Origin of the sequence: Aquimarina rhodophyticola (assembly GCF_042434915.1) — a bacterium.
GTDB lineage: Bacteria > Bacteroidota > Bacteroidia > Flavobacteriales > Flavobacteriaceae > Aquimarina.
On record NZ_CP170198.1, the window covers coordinates 3,347,882 to 3,361,653 of the forward strand.

Here is a 13,772-nt window from a genome sequence, read left to right on the forward strand (position 1 = left end):
AGCTATTATTGAATGCATATATTTCCTTAATTTTACCAAAAAATTAAATTTATATCAGCGATATACTCTTTAAAATAGTTTCCCGTTACTTTGAGAAAAATTTGAGAGTGTGATACGTGTAATCTATGTAAGCAGTGGGAAGTAAGAATAAACAAAAGCGATTTAATGAAAATAAAACCTTTCAAAATGTTATTGAGCCTACACGCTTAGAGGTTTTGGAAAACACATTGGGCTATAAAGGAGTATGGAATACGAAATTCTTTAAAAACGAAAACCCTATTGTTCTAGAATTAGGTTGTGGTAAGGGAGAATACACAGTAGCACTTGCAAAAAAATATCCTAATGTAAATTTTATTGGCATTGATATTAAAGGAGCAAGATTTTGGAGAGGAGCCAAAACGGCTATCGAAGAGGATATGAACAATGTAGCATTTATTAGAACGCAAATCGAATTGGTGGATCATATTTTTGATAAACAGGAGGTTTCAGAAATATGGATTACGTTTCCAGACCCGCAAATAAAGTATAAGCGTACAAAACACCGTATGACTAATCAGGTATTTTTGGATAGATACAAAACAATTTTGAAGCCAGATGGGATAATGCATCTTAAAACAGACAGTGAATTTATGCATGGATATACGCTTGGTTTATTGCATGGAGCGGGTTATGAAGTTTTGTACGCCAACCATGATGTATATAAACAAGCTGGGTCTCCAAAAGAAGTAACCTCTGTTCAAACTTTTTATGAAAAACAATATTTGGAAAAAAATAAACCCATAACTTACATCCAGTTTAAGATCTCTTAATATTTAATGCCAGTGGAGGCTACAAAACTTTTTTTAATTACCTTTTTTGCTTCAATGGTTGGGGTTATACCGCCAGGTTTGATAAATATGACCGTCGCTAGGACGTGTCTAGAAAAGGGTAAAAAGAATGGAATACTCGTTGCGGTAGGAGCATCCTTAATTGTAGTTATACAAGCACTGGTAGCAATTTTATTAGCAAAATATATTTTTTTCAATCCTTTTGTTAGAACAATTTTGCTACGAACAGGAGCAGTGATTTTTTTATTATTAGCTATCTATTTTTTTATAAAAGCAAGGCAGCGAAGTACCAAAATCAAAGTTCGTAGCAATGATGATACACGTAGTTTTTTAAAAGGAGTAATAATGTCTGCAATCAACGTTTTACCAATTCCTTATTTTTGTGCTATCGCCGCAGGAATGAGTGTTAGTGGTAAAGTTGAATATGAATATATCGAGATTTTTTCATTTATCCTAGCTGCGGGATTAGGTACTTTTGTAACTCTGTACTTATACGTACTTTCGTTTCTTAAAATAGAAACAAAAACAGAATCCATAACCAAATATTCTAATTATTTCATGGGAGTTTTGATGCTTATTTTGGTAATCATCACAATGCTTAGAATTGTTTATACTTGGTAAATGGATGCTAATCAGAATTTCTTTGAACGAGTGTATGCAGTAGTAAAGCAGATTCCATACGGTCGTGTAACTTCGTATGGTGCTATAGCCAATTTTTTAGGTTCTAAGCAAAGTGCTCGTATGGTGGGATGGGCGATGAACGCTTCTTCGAAGCATGAGGACATTCCCGCACATAGAGTGGTAAATCGTGTAGGACTTCTTTCGGGAAAGCATCATTTTGGAGGAACCTCTATAATGCAGCAAATGTTAGAAGCCGAAGGAGTTTTGGTTGAAGATAATAAGGTAGTTCTTTTTGAGAGTTTATTTTGGGACCCGAAAGAGTATCTTTAACAAATTGTATGTTAGCCGATACATATACAGATATTGAGTGATTATAATTAATTATCAGTATATAGATCATTTCAATTTTCTGCCTTCTTATTTTCAACTTTTCAAGTTATCTTTGTCCGAACAGTATAACTGGTAGTTTTACATATATGTTAAAGTTTTAAATATGAAGTTAGAGAAAGAAGCAATTTTGGCAGCCTTACAAACAATAACTGTTGCGGGAGAAGGTAAAAATATGGTGGAAAGTGGAGCTGTTACTAATGTAATCACTTTTGGGGATGAGGTAATTGTCGATATGACACTTGCTACCCCTGCACTTCATATTCGTAAACGTGCTGAAGTTGATGTAATGAAAGTGATTCATGAAAAAGTATATGAAAAGGCAAAGGTAAAAGTTAATATAAAGGTAGAAGCTGCTGCTGTAAAAGATGAGGTTCCAAAGATAAAAGGAAATCCCATTCCAGGAATTCAAAACATAGTTGCTGTTGCATCGGGTAAAGGAGGAGTAGGGAAATCTACGGTTACTGCAAATCTGGCGGTTACTCTAGCCAAAATGGGTTTTAAAGTTGGTTTATTGGATGCAGATATTTATGGACCCTCAGCACCAATTATGTTTGACGTAGAACGGGAGCGACCGTTATCTGTTAAAGTAGGAGATAAATCAAAAATGAAGCCTGTAGAAAGTTATGGGGTTAAAATTCTTTCTATAGGATTTTTTACACAACCTGATCAAGCAGTTGTATGGAGAGGTCCGATGGCGGCAAAAGCTTTAAATCAAATGATTTTTGATGCTGCGTGGGGAGAATTAGATTTTCTATTAATTGATTTACCACCAGGTACAGGAGATATACATTTATCGATTATGCAATCCCTTCCAATTACAGGAGCTGTTGTGGTAAGTACCCCTCAAAATGTGGCACTAGCAGATGCTCGTAAAGGGGTTGCCATGTTTCAACAAGAAAGCATCAGTGTACCCGTATTAGGTATTATCCAAAACATGGCGTATTTTACACCAGAAGAATTACCAAATAATAAATACTACCTTTTTGGTAAGGATGGAGCAAAAAATCTTGCAGAAGATTTAAGAGTTCCTTTTCTAGGAGATCTGCCTTTGGTGCAAAGCATACGTGAAGCGGGAGATATAGGTAGACCAGCAGCTTTACAAACAGCTACCCCATTAGAAAAAGCTTTTGAAGAATTAACACGTAACGTGGTGCAAGAGGTGGTTAACAGAAATGAAGCCTTGCCTCCAACCGAAGCTATTAAAATAACCACTATGGCAGGTTGTTCTGCAGTAAAAAAATAACTCATGACATCGCAAGAACTAAAAATTAATGTAGAAAAAGCGCTCGATGAAATACGTCCTTTCTTACAAAGTGATGGTGGGGATATCGAATTGATAAGTATCGAAAACGATACGATTGTAAAAGTGCAGTTACAAGGTGCATGTGTTGGCTGCAGTGTAAACCAAATGACATTAAAATCTGGTGTAGAGATGACCATCAAAAAGTATGCACCACAGATAGAGCAAGTGCTTAATGTAGAGTAAGCATTGTGTTATTTAAATTCATTTAACTTTTGAGGACCTTCTAAGGGGATTCTAACAATTTGCAATACGCCATCGTCGGTAGTTGCTATTTGCCATTTTATTAAGGTAATAGCTCCATTCTCTATTTCCATTCCCGTAATAGATCTGGGATGCACACAACTACCCGCATTAAACAACGCGGGTTCTCCAACTTCGGGAAATCGAGGTCTATGTGTATGACCAATCATAGTAAATTGATTGGTATTGGCCATAATCCAACGCTTAAAACGTCGCTCAACCTTAATTGTCTCTTTATAATTTTTGGCTGGACTTGTAGGATCTGCTATACCAATTACTTGTAAAGGTCTCCATAATATTCTTACCAGAAAACGATGAAATCTCCAACCTACATAATTCATAAACTCGGCTTGATGGCCATGAACCAAAAATAATTCTTGTGCTGATGTTGTATGTCGTAATCGAATAGCTTCATGATACCTGATAAATGGAAACAATGGCATGTCACGATTAAGCTTACGATCAAAGTAAGCATTTAAATGCTTTTTTACATAGACAGGATCACTATATACCATATCATGATTGCCCCAGATCATATGTAATCTATGTTCTAAATGGAAGCGCTTTAATAATTGATAAATATTTTCATGCGCTCTAAAAATTGTATCAAACTTTCTATTTTCCCATAGTTCGTCACCATCACCAAGTTCACAATATGTAAAATTATTCTTGTAATAATATTTTAAAGCATGATTATAAATATTCTTATTATTTGAAAATTCATCAGCAAAACTATTATCTCCTCTATGGCAATCACTAAATATTATGAATTTTGAAGTATCGTCAAAAGGAAGTATAACGGCTTGTTTAAAAGCACGATTTATTCTTGATTGCGAAGAAAATAACATAACTAAACTTTTGAGTTAAAAATTTACTAAAATGAGAAAAATTTGAATTCCATTTTAAATTCAAAAAAGTCTTGGGGGAAATTAGTATTTTGTCTTAAGATATTCTAAAAATATGCGCTTTAAACACGGTTTTCACATAATATTAATGATATCCGAAGCTAATGTTCTTTATCTTGCGTAGACATTAACTTAATATTTTTTAAATTATGCAAATTAGAGATGAAGACGATAATACGTCTGAAGATTATATTATTCAGGATAATAAAAAAACGAGAATAGGAACTACGATCATAGTGGTAACCTTGGTGGTCTTAATAGTAGGGATTATAATTTCTGGAATATATTTTGAGTTTTTATAAGCCTCTATCATTAACATGTCTATATGTTACTCATTAAACTCATCGCATTTAGTATGATCCATATTATCCCACCCTCTATTGAAGAAGAGGCAAAAATAGCACTATCTCATTATCCAGAGTTACGTACTACTTCAATAGAGTTTAAATTTACAGATAAGATTAAGAAATCCACGATGCAGGCTCAACCTACCTTTGGAAGCCTCTTTACATCCAAAAAGAAGCGTAAATACGTTATTTTAATGAGTCGTAGATTTAATATTGAAGGAGAAAATTTTTTAATCACAGATATTCCTTCCGAAGTATTAATTGGCTGGTTGGGTCATGAACTTGGTCATGTAATGGATTATAAAGAAAGATCATCAGGAGGTATGTTAGTTTTTGGATTTAAATATTTGTTTTCTAGCCGTCATATACAAGAAGTTGAACGTGCAGCGGATACATATGCCGTTCAACACGGAATGGGATCATATATCATTGCTACCAAAAACTTTATTTTGGAGCATGCAAGTTTATCTGAAACTTATAAAAATAGAATCAAAAAATTGTATTTATCCCCAGAGGAGATTATGCAATTAATTGATAAAGCAAAGTAGCGATTTAACTATAAAGAATTATAAAAAATGGGCAATTGTACAATTGCCCATTTTTTGTTTTAATGCAGATCACCAGTTCTTTAAAGAGGTGCGTTATCACTTTGTTTGGTTAGCTTGGATGAATTTTTCCCATTGTTCAAATTTTTCTTCACCCATTACACGCTCCATTTTTACCTGTCCTCCTTTTTTCTTGTTTTTTTCATTCCAATCGTAAAAGAGAGCAGGATTAATGGTGGTTACTTTTACTCCTTTTAATGCTTTAGATCTCGCTACTCGGTAGTTTTTATTAGCACTTTTTAAAGAGGCGTCCATAAAATCTGCTAGCTTACTAGTATCAATATCAGTCTCTGTACCTAAGTACCATGAATGATAAAATTCATCGTTTATTCGAACTGCTGATAATGTGAATTCGGGTATTTCTAAGTTGAACTCTTTTTCAAGTTCTTGAATTGCTACATTCATTTTATTAACAGATAATTGCGAACCCACAACATTTAAAAAGAATTTTGTGCGTCCAGTTATTTTTATTTCGGCACGCTCTATATCTGTAAACTCAATAGTATCACCGATAATGTATCGCCAAGCTCCAGATACTGTACTAATTATTAATACATAATCTTGATTTAATTGGACATCTTTTAATCCTATAGCGGGTGCGTCCTGAGTTATGGATCCATCTTGATTGATATATTCGGGTTTAAAGGGAACAAATTCGAAATAAATACCATTATCTGTAATAAGGCGCATTGCGGTAGTTTCTGGACGTTGTTGATAGGCCATAAAACCTTCAGAAGCTAGATAGGTATCAATTACCGTAATAGGATGTTTAAGTAACTTATTAAAACTTTTTTCATAAGGCTGAAAAGCTACACCTCCCGAGGTATATACCTGTAGATTTGGCCATATATCATGGATAGTTTCAATATTGTGATACTTGATAACCTCTTGCATCATTAGTTCCATCCAAGATGGGATCCCACTCAGAGCTCCAATATCCCATTGTTTAGCGTTTTTTGCAATCTCACTTACTCGTTCATCCCAATTGTCAATTTTTGCAATAGCCTCACCTGGTTTGTAATAATTGCTAAACCAATTAGGAATATTACTGGCACTTATTCCGCTAATTTCACCTTCAAGATGCCCTTCTTTCTCTGTCAAATCTGTAGAGCTTCCTAGCATCATAATATCCTTTTCAAAAAAATCTGCAGGAAGCTCAAAATTTGAGAGTGCGCTTACCTGTTTAATACCAGCGCTTCGAATTGCTTCGATCATTGCTTCGGTAACTGGAATTCTTTTACTTGTCTTTCCTGTGGTTCCAGAACTTAACGCAAAATAGGGCGGACTCCCAGGCCATGTAATATTATCTTTCCCTTCATGGAGTTGACTCCACCATTGATCATTAAGTGTTTGATAGTCGAAATAAGGAATGGTTTGAGCAAATTGTTTGGCAGGATGCTTGGCATTCAAAATTTCTTCAAATTGATAATGTTTACCAAAAGCGGTATCTTTTGCAGTGGTAAGTAAATGTTGTAAAACTTCTTGTTGAGCTTCAATATTGTTGACGTCTGGAGTGAGTGCATCTTTTAAATAAATTGCACCTTTTATGATTGATCCTAAAATTGCCATGCTATTAATTTTGTTGTTTGGTTAATGGTTGTAAATTGATATAACTATATTTTATTTCTCCTATATGCTCATAAATTTCTTGCATATCAATTAGGGTTCCCCATCCAAAATTTCTTTCGATATCAAGTTCGTCGTACTGTTGCATTAGACTGCTTGAAACCAAAAGATATTCGTCTACCGGAATCGAGTTTTTAAGAAGTCTATGAGCGACAATGATATCCTCTCCTATAAGTTTTATTTTGTTTCCAATACGAGTGGCACCTACTTCGCCATAGTGAAGTACAATTTTAAGACCTAAAATTTCAGGAATATTTAAATTATGTTCCAAAAATTCTTCACTGCTTCGTAGTTTATGAAGCTTTTCATAAAATCTTGTATAAAACAGTCTACATTGAGTTATCAATTCTTTGAAACTAGGAAGTTCTCCACTTTTAAAAAAAAGTACTGCATCGCCTTCAATTTCAGAAACCTTTAAACCCATTTCATTACTATATATTATTTGATTTAGCAATGAGGGAATTACCTTAGAGCTAACCTCAATGTCAGTTTCGCTCATAAATTTTGTAAAACCACTGATATCAGGGATACAAATTAATGTGGGTTCTATATTCATTTTATTTTTTAATTTATACTGTGTAATAGGTCGACAATTTGTGCGACATCTTGCTCATTCTCTGTATGATTTTTCACATCATGACCAATAGCTATAAACTCTTTTCTAAGTACGGGTTTGTTAACAGGGTGTATATCGGTAACTCGATAAATAGCCAAAAGGCTTTGCGCCAGTTTGAACATTACAGATGCATCTTGTTTAGAATATTTGCGAATTGGTGCAAAGATTACCCGCAATAATTCTAAGGTAGGAACAGTATTAATGATAACACATAAGCTACCTTCTGCAAACTGTACAGCATAATGATCTGTATAAGTTAATTTTTTTCTGAGCAGCAGGCATATTGCATCAATAGCATTGATAGCCGTTCCCGGATCGTTAATTCCCGGGGACATAGCCTTTACCGAAATTTCCATTAATTTAATAAGTCCGTTAAGGTAACCTGTACCATCTTTTTTTCTTTCGGAAATAGTAATTCCATTCAAAATATCGTTTTGTTCACTTTGGGTTAATTCTCGTTTGCTTCGTATGAGCGGTTCACCTTGTAAAATGTATTGATCTTGAAAAGGAAGTATATGAATTGTAGAATCAATCGCTCGGGTACTGTCTTTAAACAGGTTTTCACTCCATCCTTTATAATATCCCGAGTGTTTACTATAAAGTGTTGACCATGATGAGGTGTCAGGCAATTTTTGTAGATGTGAATTCTTGTTTTTTTCTTTTTCATTATCGATAAGTGTGTTGGTACGATTAAAGATTTGTTCGATAATATTTTGAATCTGAATTTCTTGAGATATACTATGGATGAAATACACAAAATTGGCTAAACAAAAAATACCTAGAATTGCAGAGACCATTACCGAAAAACCAATTATAGTCCCAGTATCCGATTTTGATCGTACGGATATAAGTACGATCATACAAAACAATAAAGTACCAATATAAATACCTAATATGATTTGATGCTTAATATCCGAAATAAGCCCTGGAAGCAGCCTAGGTGAAAAATTGGAAGATGCTTGATTAAGAACCACCATTACCATGGTAAAACTGAAAACCGTCAGTGTAAACAAACCTGAAATAAAAGTTGATAAAATAGTTCTTGCGGTTTCATCATTTTCAATCACTAAGAACGGAAGTATGGTTTTTAGATCTTTGATTATGGGATGCTGTTCTATAGCAAGCACAATAAGTGAAAAAATAAAATATCCAATGGATATGATGATTGGGTAAAAAGCGATACTACGAGTTATTCGCTGTAATAACCTTTTAATTTTTATCAAATAAACATTCATTTGTGTTATTGGTTCTCAAATTGACACTTAACTCTAAGTGATACCTTGCATCTACGAGGTTAAATTAAAGATTACAACCGAGGTTAAAGAACATGTTATATTACAATTAACATATTTTTCTCTAGTTGTTAAAACCGAAATAATTCTATGTTAATCTTAACCTAAACCTAAATGGTTAATCAGATTTTTGACAAATCATTCTCAAACTAATTCCTATTTTTAAAATTGATCAGTTTGTTCATCGATTCTCTACAAGTGGAGAATAGTACTGTAGCATATAAGGTTGCTACAAATAATACATTAATATTGTCACAATTAAACATATGATTCTTAAAGACAGCCATTTAAATGAAATGATTACAAATCCTGAAAAAGCTGCTGTTATAGCAAATCTTGTGTATTTGAATGATGATGTTACTAATTTTTCTATACAGCGTAAACGAGTTGAAAAAGACTTTATTTATGAAAAAAATGGCGTTTTAATAGATCAAGAGGAGATAGAACGTATTGAATCCCTAGTGATTCCTCCTGCATGGGAAAAGGTTCGAATCACCCACATAACCAATGGCCATTTGCAGGTGGTAGGAAGAGACTTAAAGCATAGAAAACAATATAAATATCACCCTTTATGGAGTAAGATCAGAAATCAAACTAAGTTTTTTAAAATGGCTTCGTTCGCAAATATTCTTCCAAAAATACGCCAGCAGGTAGAAAAGGATTTAAGTGTAACGGGAATGCCCAAAAGAAAAGTTTTGGCATTGGTTATAAAACTAATGGAAGAAACACATATTAGAGTGGGTAACGAATATTATGCAAAACGCAATAAAACATATGGACTTTCTACACTGCGATCGCGTCACGTAACCCATGGAAAAGGAAAGCTCAAATTTCATTTTGTTGGTAAAAAAGGTAAAGAGCATACGGTTACTTTGCGTAATAAAAAATTAATTCGACTAGTGAATCGTTGTGAAGAAATACCTGGGTGGGAGTTGTTTAAGTATTATGATGAAGCTAATAAAAAGCACACTATTGATAGTGGTATGATTAATGATTACATACAGAGCATTAGTGGGGATTTATTTTCTGCCAAAGATTTTCGTACGTGGGCCGCTACGGTTGTTTTTTTTGAGGCAGTACGAGATATTGGTTTTGTTGAAGATAAAGCCAAGAATCAAAAAAATGTTTTGGCAGGTTTTGATGCGGCTGCTGCTGCCTTAGGAAATACGAGAAATGTATGTAGAAAATATTATGTACATCCAGAAATTGTAGCTAGTTACAAGAACGGAAGTATTGTTCCTTATTTTGAAGCAGTTAATGAAGAACCACAAAAGCATTCTAATTTTATGTCCCAAACAGAGCTTATAATTAGGGATGCTATCAAGAAATTTAAAATTGAGGTTTAATTTAAAATAACACGTATGAATGGAAAGTCAAAATTAGAAATTTTTATAAATTACTTTACAATTTATATTTTAGTTAGTTTGGTTATTTTTACGCTTATTTTACTCATATATAATTGGATTATATATTACAGTTAAAACCCGATTCTTTTAAAAAAAATTGGGCTAAATTGTAGCTTATTTGGAAATATAAACTGTCTTTGCATTAACAAATTCCATTATTCCATCTTTAGATAATTCTCTTCCGTAACCAGAGGCTTTAGTTCCTCCAAAAGGTAATCTTGGATCAGATTTTACCATTTCATTTATAAAAAATGCTCCATCTTCAATGGTAGCGATGCTTTTTCTTGCTTTTTCAATATTTTGTGTAAATAACATTGTTCCTAATCCAAATCTAGAATTAGCTGCCAGAGCAAGTGATTCAGTTTCATCTTTAGCTTTAATTATTGCTGCCACAGGCCCAAAAATTTCTTCGTCAAAGGCCGGCATACCAGGCTTTACATCGATTAAAATTGTTGGATCGTAATAAGTCTTATCTTGAGTATTGCCCAGTGTAACTTTTGCCCCTTGATCAATAGATTCTTCTATTTGTTTTTTAACCTCTTTGGCTAAATCTTCTCTAGCCATAACGCTAATTTCGGTTGACTTATCAGAAGGATCACCTATGACAAGAGATTTAACATGCGCCGTAAACTTTTCTAAGAACTCATCATAAATATCCTCTACCACAATAAAACGTTTGGCAGCAATACAACTTTGACCAGTATTCTGCATTCTTGCCTTTACAATGGTTTCCATATGTTTTTCTAGATCAGCATCCTTCCAGATAATACAGGCATTATTACCTCCAAGTTCTAAAACTGTTTTCTTTAAATTTTTACCACTAGTTGCAGCGATGGATACTCCTGCCGCTTCGCTACCTGTTAAGGTGGCAGCTTTAATAATATCATCTTCGAGCAAGTCTTCTATCTCTTCATGACCTACCAATAGATTTTGAAAGCAACCTTCTGGGAAACCAGCTTTTCTAAAAATTTTGGTAATCAACAGTGCACACCCAATAACATTTGAAGCATGTTTTAAAACAGCTACATTTCCAGCCATAAGACTTGGAGCCGCAAACCGAAATACTTGCCAAAAAGGATAGTTCCACGGCATAACTGCAAGAATACAACCCAAAGGGTCATAACTAATAAAACTTTCTGAAGCTTCAGTTTCTATGATAGCATCTGCGAGAAATTGTGGAGCGTTAAGGGCATAAAAATCACATACCCAAGCACATTTTTCGATCTCGGCAATACTTTGGGAAATTGGTTTACCCATTTCTAACGTTATCATCGTAGCATATTCTTCTTTATTATCCATCAGAATTTCTGCGACTTGTTTCATTTTTTTTGCTCTATCTTTGATCGGTGTCGTTCTCCATGATGCAAAAGTTTGATCAGCATTTTTTAATATTTCTGAAGCTTCTTGTGAGCTATGAGCATCGTAGGTTTTAATAAGTTCTCCAGTATATGGATTTATTGATTTTATTTTTTTTGACATAAATATGTATGTAATTTTTATAATTATCGTTCGTAAAACATAGGGTTAAGCACGCTCAACTTCACTTTCACTCTTTAATACATAGTCACCATCATCTTGTTTAATATAGAGTGCTTTATTATTTTGTTCACCTTCTCGCGTTACTTCGGTACCTTTTATTGTTTTAGAAATTTTTGACGTATACGTCTCTTCTACTTTTCCGCTAGCTGTACCATTACCCCATTTCCACTGTACTTTTGTCCCTGTCTTTATCATAATTTAAAAATATAAGCCTTTCAAAAAGATTGTATGAAAGGCTTAGTAATTGTAGTGTTACTTAAATAATTATTGCTTAATGATGCTATATTTCTCCATTTTCATCTCTTTCGTACTACTATCATAGTATTCTACAGTGAAATTTCCGTCTTTATCAAAATATCCAAAACCACGATCATTATTTGAATCAAAAAAGTAATAATTAGGTTGGCTAGAACGTATTGCTTTACCTACATTTTTTGACTCTTTCTTGGTAGCTACATCAAAACCTTTCTCTTTTGGTGAAAATGTGTAGTCTAAGTTATTATGACGGTAATACGTTTTTTTTGTTATCACGTCGTAAGCGTTATCCATATCATTATCGATACTACTAGTTTCAGTTACAGTGGATGGAGTTTCAATACGTTGTTGATTCACTTTCTCTTTGTCAGCGGGATCCATTTTTACCTCACTTTCCTCTTTTACAGTAGTTTTTACTTTATTTTCGACTGTGCCCTTATTGTCTTTTACTTTAACGGTTTTTGTTGTTTCTTCAACTTTTACGTTTTTGGGGTTTTCTTGTGCATTTACATGAATAGAAAATACGAATAGAATTAACAAAAATACATTTCTCATTGGTTGTGTTTTAAATGAATACTAATTAGTAAATGTACCTATAGATAAAATTAATAAGTACATTTCTAAATCTTTCAATCTAAGGTAAACAGTATTATCAACACTTTAGGCTAAAGAAATGCCAAAATATGAGGGAATAAGTTTAATTTTTCTTAAAGGGCAAGTGTTTTGCCCTAAATTCTGAAGGGGTTAGGTTATAATTTTCTTTAAAAATTTTTGAAAAGTAACTCTTACTAGATAGTCCAATTCTATCAGCTACCTCAGACATGGATAGGTCGGTGTTAAGTAATAAATTTTTTGCTAATGTAAAGCGTAGTTTTTGGATGTATTGATTGACGGTCATTTTATGTATAATCTTAAATCCTTCCTGTAATTTATTTACATTGAGGCCAATGGTCGAGGCAATAATATCAATAGTTGGTAAATCAGATAATTCGTTTTCTATCAAGGTAGCTGCTTTTTCGATGAGCTTAATTTCTGACCTGCGCAGGAGAATACGATGTCCTTCATCCTTGCTGTCATCTTGATATTGAACTATCTGTTCGGCCAAAATATGATAGACCACACCCTCTAGATAGATTTTTCTCAAAAAGTTTTCATGCATAAAATTCTGTGTGTCTGCAATGAGATCAGCTATTTTAAAACTATAAAATCCATCGTAGTAAAACGAAGATTTTGCTTCGACATCTTGAAATAGATCTTTAAGCTTTTTGCCAATACTACCTAATTCGCATTCCATCTTAGTTTTAAATTCTTTACGAGAAATTTCTACGCTACTGATATAATTATGAACATCTTTTTTAAAATGAAGAACATGACCATTGTATCGACTGCTTGAAACTACAGCGTTTTGATACTGATCAATGGTGTGGATTAAATTTTCATTTTCAAAACGATGGGATATTGAGCCCTCAAGACAGTACAAAAATTTTAAAGGATGTACATGATTTACGATAAAGTGCAATTCGATATCTTCAAGAAAAGTGCAATCGTAATAGATAAGACCTAGGCCATCTTTAAAATTCATACCTTTTATATACCCTTTACCTATATTGGGAGGTATGGTGAGTATGTATTCTCCGCAGTTTTGGTCATAATTAGTATTAAAGGCTTCTGCAAGATCTCTTATGACTTCTGCCAGGGGTAATGAGTGAACATGATATATTTTCAAAATAAAAAGTTTAGATAAAAGATGATTATAGCTACTTTTAAACAACGTATATATGTATTGTAAAAGGGAGATCT

Annotated in this window: 16 protein-coding genes; 8 read left to right on the forward strand and 8 right to left on the reverse strand. The window is 33.5% G+C overall.

The features are described from left to right. The first annotated feature begins 134 nt into the window (after positions 1-134). The 5 genes from trmB (at position 135) to ACE939_RS14540 (ending at position 3,324) form a co-directional block, all read left to right on the forward strand. On the forward strand, positions 135-809 hold the full coding sequence (gene trmB / locus ACE939_RS14520) for a tRNA (guanosine(46)-N7)-methyltransferase TrmB (protein ID WP_378186327.1): 675 nt from the start codon (positions 135-137) through the stop codon (positions 807-809). Positions 810-815: 6 nt separating this feature from the next. After that, a complete protein-coding gene (locus ACE939_RS14525; RefSeq protein WP_378186328.1) occupies positions 816-1,448 on the forward strand; it encodes a LysE family translocator in 633 nt (210 codons plus the stop codon). Continuing rightward, positions 1,449-1,778, forward strand: a complete 330-nt coding sequence (locus tag ACE939_RS14530) for an MGMT family protein (protein ID WP_378186329.1) — start codon at positions 1,449-1,451, stop codon at positions 1,776-1,778. A gap of 163 nt (positions 1,779-1,941) precedes the next feature. After that, positions 1,942-3,081 carry a P-loop NTPase gene (locus ACE939_RS14535; RefSeq protein ID WP_378186330.1) on the forward strand — a complete coding sequence of 380 codons (1,140 nt, stop codon included), beginning with the start codon at positions 1,942-1,944 and terminating at the stop codon, positions 3,079-3,081. 3 nt (positions 3,082-3,084) lie between these two features. Next, positions 3,085-3,324, forward strand: a complete 240-nt coding sequence (locus tag ACE939_RS14540; protein WP_378186331.1) for a NifU family protein — start codon at positions 3,085-3,087, stop codon at positions 3,322-3,324. An 8-nt stretch (positions 3,325-3,332) separates the two neighbouring features. Here ACE939_RS14540 and ACE939_RS14545 read toward each other — a convergent pair whose 3' ends face one another. Next, positions 3,333-4,229: a metallophosphoesterase gene (locus tag ACE939_RS14545; protein ID WP_378186332.1), complete on the reverse strand. Its 897-nt coding sequence runs from the start codon at positions 4,227-4,229 to the stop codon at positions 3,333-3,335. Positions 4,230-4,435: 206 nt separating this feature from the next. Between ACE939_RS14545 and ACE939_RS14550 the strand changes: the two genes are divergently transcribed. Together ACE939_RS14550 and ACE939_RS14555 are read left to right on the forward strand one after the other, a co-directional pair. Next, positions 4,436-4,588 (forward strand): hypothetical protein, encoded by a 153-nt coding sequence (locus ACE939_RS14550; protein WP_378186333.1) that lies wholly within the window; start codon positions 4,436-4,438, stop codon positions 4,586-4,588. Between the two features lie 23 nt (positions 4,589-4,611). After that, on the forward strand, positions 4,612-5,181 hold the full coding sequence (locus tag ACE939_RS14555; protein ID WP_378186334.1) for a hypothetical protein: 570 nt from the start codon (positions 4,612-4,614) through the stop codon (positions 5,179-5,181). Positions 5,182-5,277: 96 nt separating this feature from the next. Here the strand turns inward: ACE939_RS14555 and ACE939_RS14560 are convergent, their stop codons facing one another. Genes ACE939_RS14560 through ACE939_RS14570 form a run of 3 tightly spaced genes read right to left on the reverse strand, consistent with a single transcriptional unit; the run spans position 5,278 to position 8,703 of the window. Next, on the reverse strand, positions 5,278-6,807 hold the full coding sequence (locus tag ACE939_RS14560; protein ID WP_378186335.1) for a GH3 auxin-responsive promoter family protein: 1,530 nt from the start codon (positions 6,805-6,807) through the stop codon (positions 5,278-5,280). A 4-nt stretch (positions 6,808-6,811) separates the two neighbouring features. Continuing rightward, on the reverse strand, positions 6,812-7,420 hold the full coding sequence (locus ACE939_RS14565; protein WP_378186336.1) for a DUF2652 domain-containing protein: 609 nt from the start codon (positions 7,418-7,420) through the stop codon (positions 6,812-6,814). Positions 7,421-7,428: 8 nt separating this feature from the next. Then, positions 7,429-8,703: a DUF2254 domain-containing protein gene (locus ACE939_RS14570; protein ID WP_378186337.1), complete on the reverse strand. Its 1,275-nt coding sequence runs from the start codon at positions 8,701-8,703 to the stop codon at positions 7,429-7,431. 335 nt (positions 8,704-9,038) lie between these two features. Here ACE939_RS14570 and ACE939_RS14575 point away from each other — a divergent pair, with 335 nt between their 5' ends. Next, a complete protein-coding gene (locus ACE939_RS14575) occupies positions 9,039-10,118 on the forward strand; it encodes a DNA topoisomerase IB (RefSeq protein WP_378186338.1) in 1,080 nt (359 codons plus the stop codon). A gap of 174 nt (positions 10,119-10,292) precedes the next feature. On the opposite strand, the gene ACE939_RS14580 is transcribed toward ACE939_RS14575, so the two are convergent. From ACE939_RS14580 to ACE939_RS14595, 4 genes are all read right to left on the reverse strand, one after another. Then, positions 10,293-11,657, reverse strand: a complete 1,365-nt coding sequence (locus ACE939_RS14580; protein WP_378186339.1) for an NAD-dependent succinate-semialdehyde dehydrogenase — start codon at positions 11,655-11,657, stop codon at positions 10,293-10,295. A gap of 45 nt (positions 11,658-11,702) precedes the next feature. After that, entirely contained in the window at positions 11,703-11,912 is a 210-nt protein-coding gene (locus ACE939_RS14585; RefSeq protein WP_378186340.1) for a DUF2945 domain-containing protein, read from the reverse strand. Between the two features lie 69 nt (positions 11,913-11,981). Further along, entirely contained in the window at positions 11,982-12,527 is a 546-nt protein-coding gene (locus ACE939_RS14590; RefSeq protein WP_378186341.1) for a hypothetical protein, read from the reverse strand. A gap of 142 nt (positions 12,528-12,669) precedes the next feature. After that, positions 12,670-13,698: a helix-turn-helix domain-containing protein gene (locus ACE939_RS14595; protein WP_378186342.1), complete on the reverse strand. Its 1,029-nt coding sequence runs from the start codon at positions 13,696-13,698 to the stop codon at positions 12,670-12,672. Between the last annotated feature and the right edge of the window lie 74 nt (positions 13,699-13,772).

Coding starts and splice junctions, on each gene's coding strand:
- ACE939_RS14565 (WP_378186336.1), bottom strand. CDS start 7,420: ATGAATATAGAACCCACATTAATTTGTATCCCTGATATCAGTGGTTTT.
- ACE939_RS14530 (WP_378186329.1), top strand. CDS start 1,449: ATGGATGCTAATCAGAATTTCTTTGAACGAGTGTATGCAGTAGTAAAG.
- ACE939_RS14590 (WP_378186341.1), bottom strand. CDS start 12,527: ATGAGAAATGTATTTTTGTTAATTCTATTCGTATTTTCTATTCATGTA.
- ACE939_RS14585 (WP_378186340.1), bottom strand. CDS start 11,912: ATGATAAAGACAGGGACAAAAGTACAGTGGAAATGGGGTAATGGTACA.
- ACE939_RS14555 (WP_378186334.1), top strand. CDS start 4,612: ATGTTACTCATTAAACTCATCGCATTTAGTATGATCCATATTATCCCA.
- ACE939_RS14550 (WP_378186333.1), top strand. CDS start 4,436: ATGCAAATTAGAGATGAAGACGATAATACGTCTGAAGATTATATTATT.
- ACE939_RS14540 (WP_378186331.1), top strand. CDS start 3,085: ATGACATCGCAAGAACTAAAAATTAATGTAGAAAAAGCGCTCGATGAA.
- ACE939_RS14545 (WP_378186332.1), bottom strand. CDS start 4,229: ATGTTATTTTCTTCGCAATCAAGAATAAATCGTGCTTTTAAACAAGCC.
- ACE939_RS14580 (WP_378186339.1), bottom strand. CDS start 11,657: ATGTCAAAAAAAATAAAATCAATAAATCCATATACTGGAGAACTTATT.
- ACE939_RS14535 (WP_378186330.1), top strand. CDS start 1,942: ATGAAGTTAGAGAAAGAAGCAATTTTGGCAGCCTTACAAACAATAACT.
- ACE939_RS14560 (WP_378186335.1), bottom strand. CDS start 6,807: ATGGCAATTTTAGGATCAATCATAAAAGGTGCAATTTATTTAAAAGAT.
- ACE939_RS14575 (WP_378186338.1), top strand. CDS start 9,039: ATGATTCTTAAAGACAGCCATTTAAATGAAATGATTACAAATCCTGAA.
- ACE939_RS14525 (WP_378186328.1), top strand. CDS start 816: ATGCCAGTGGAGGCTACAAAACTTTTTTTAATTACCTTTTTTGCTTCA.